At 66.1% G+C, this 2,419-nt stretch carries 4 protein-coding genes; 3 read left to right on the top strand and 1 reads right to left on the bottom strand.

What is annotated here, in order from left to right; translation table 11 throughout:
- Together JCM9942_RS14180 and JCM9942_RS14185 are read left to right on the top strand one after the other, a co-directional pair.
- The coding region (locus JCM9942_RS14180; protein WP_172675131.1) for a LytR/AlgR family response regulator transcription factor at positions 1 to 400 on the top strand (400 nt) is incomplete at its 5' end.
- Between the two features lie 27 nt (positions 401 to 427).
- Positions 428 to 757, top strand: coding sequence for a hypothetical protein (locus JCM9942_RS14185; protein WP_054660479.1), 330 nt, complete (start codon positions 428 to 430; stop codon positions 755 to 757).
- 48 nt (positions 758 to 805) lie between these two features.
- Here the strand turns inward: JCM9942_RS14185 and JCM9942_RS14190 are convergent, their stop codons facing one another.
- Positions 806 to 1,408 (bottom strand): hypothetical protein, encoded by a 603-nt coding sequence (locus JCM9942_RS14190; RefSeq protein ID WP_054660481.1) that lies wholly within the window; start codon positions 1,406 to 1,408, stop codon positions 806 to 808.
- A 319-nt stretch (positions 1,409 to 1,727) separates the two neighbouring features.
- Here JCM9942_RS14190 and JCM9942_RS14195 point away from each other — a divergent pair.
- Positions 1,728 to 2,419, top strand: a 692-nt coding sequence (locus tag JCM9942_RS14195; RefSeq protein ID WP_054660483.1) for an oxygenase MpaB family protein, incomplete at its 3' end; no start/stop codon positions are given.

The following is a 2,419-nucleotide window of genomic DNA, read 5'->3' on the forward strand; positions in this document are numbered from 1 at the left end:
GGGCGCGGACCCGGTGGTTCTGGAACGCCTGCTGCAGCAGCTGGCCCGGCAACCGGCCACGCCGCCGAGCGCACCGCCGCTGGCGTGGATCACCGCCAGCAACGGCCGGGAAACGCGGCTGGTGATGCTCGATGAGGTGCTCTATTTCCGCGCCGACAACAAATACACCGTGGTGGTCACCGCCGATGCGGAACTGCTGCTGCGCAGCTCGTTGCGCGAGCTGGCCGCGGCACTGGATCCGAACGGCTTCCGCCAGGTGCACCGGGCCACCCTCGTCAACATGAAGGCGGTGGCGGCGGTGAGCCGCGAGGACAGCGGGCGCGGCGTGTTGCGGCTGAAGAACCGCAGCGAAACGCTGCTGGTCAGCCAGCCGTTCATGAGTCTGTTCCGTGGCATGTGAGGCCGCCCCCGTCCCAGGAGAATCGCCATGCTGTACCTGACCGTTCTGCTCGGCAGCCTGCTGTCGATGCTTGGCATCCACGAGCCCCCCGGGCAGACCTCGATCACCCGCCTCAGCGGTGAGCACGCGCTGCTCAGCCGTACCACGGTGATGGCCGGTGTCAGCCGTTTCCAATGCCTGCAAAGTGACAGCGGCCGCTGCGGCTACCGGCTCTACCACGAGCAATGCCAGGCCCGGGAGGGCGGGCAGGAATGCCGCCGCGAGCCCCTGGCCGACTTCACCCTGGTGGTGGGCAGCAGCCGCGAACTGCGCGATCTGCCCCGCGGCTTTGGCCAGCAGGTGCACATCCCCAAATGACATCGCCGCGCCAGTGCGCGGCGATGGGTAATGCGTGGAATGGAAGTGTCAGAACGCCGGTTGCAACCGCAGGCCGTCGTCACCGATGTGGTTGAGCTTGCCCACCAGTTCCGAATGCTGTCGCATGCGGCCCAGCTCGCGCATGATGCGCACGTCCTCATGGCGCAGTTCGCGCTTGGCGGTGACGGCCTGCTTGTAGTCCAGCACTTCCGGATAGTGCTGGGCCATTTCCAGCGCCTCGCCCACGTTCTCCACGCTGTCGGCGTCGGAACTGATGCGCGCGCGGCTGTTGAAGGCCTTCATCCAGCGCTCGAAGCCGGCGGTGTGATCGAACATGTTGGCCATGAACCAGATCACGAACAGGATCGATACCCACGAGCCGAACACGATCACCACGCGGGTGAAGGTGATATGGAAATCATCGCGCCACAGATAGTTGGTGATCAGCCCCAGAATCAACAGCGAGGCGGCCTGCCAGAGCACGATGGAGGCGATCAGCCACTGGCACTTGGCCTTGGCCAGCAGGGCGACTTCCTGGCGTATCTGTTCGTCGCTCAGGTTCTTCCAGTGCGCGACCTGCTTCTCGAACGGGCTGCGATACAGCTCGTTGTCCTGCAACAGCAATCCCAAACCTTTGAACAACGCGATCATGTTGAGCTCCTTGCAGTGACTTTCTGGAACGAGCGACGGATGCGACGTGAAGCGGTCAGGCGGCTTTAGTTCTAGCACTTTCCGCTTGCTTGGCAATGGGGGGCGCGCGAAGGCGTGCGCAGCGGCGCACGAGGACGGGAGCGGATTTTGCGGTGCGTCATCGCGCAAGTGGCGGAATGGAAAATTGAAACCGGCGGCGCATGCTGCATCTGCACACAGCGCTTCCGGCGGCTGTCGCGGCGCACCGGGTGGTGTCGATCATCGCGCATGACACCGGGGGATCTGCGACTTGCGCGACGGCAACGGTACGATAGGCGCCATGTCGCTCCTGTCCGAACGTGTTTCCTCCGCCGCCACCGCCCAGATCCGCCGCTGGGTGCTGGACGCCTTCCCGCGTGACCACAGTGGCGTGGCCTACGACGCGCCCGCCGGCGATCCGGGCTGGTTCGGCCCGGACAGCGTCACCTGGCGCATCCATTCGGAGTTTCCCGGCATGCTCGCCGGCGGCCTGTGCGCGTTGATGCTGCAGTTGCTGCATCCGCGCGCGCTGGCCGGGGTCTATGACCATTCCAATTTCCGTGAGGACCTGGTCGGGCGGCTGCGGCGGACCACCAGCTTTGTGGCCGGCACCAGTTACGCGCCGGTGGCGGAAGTGGAGACGCTGATCGAACGCGTTCGCCGGATCCATACGCAGGTGGCGGGCGTCCTGCCCGATGGCCGCCACTACCGCGCCGATGCGCCGGAGTTGCTGACCTGGGTACATGTGACCGAGGCTTACGGCTTCCTGGAAGGCTGTCGTCGCTATTGCCGGGAGATTCCGGCGGCCATCGCCGACCGCTACTACGACGAATACCGGCGCGTGGCCGAGGCGCTGGGCGCGCGCGAGGTGCCGGCCAGCCAGGCGCAGGTGCAGGCCTATTTCGCCCAGCAGCAGTCGCAGCTGCGGATGGACGACCGTTCGCGCGAGGTGCTGGAGGTGCTCAGCGAGGTGCGCCTGCCGGTGCCGCTGCC

The sequence above is a fragment of the Stenotrophomonas pictorum JCM 9942 genome (genome assembly GCF_001310775.1).
GTDB lineage: Bacteria > Pseudomonadota > Gammaproteobacteria > Xanthomonadales > Xanthomonadaceae > Stenotrophomonas > Stenotrophomonas pictorum.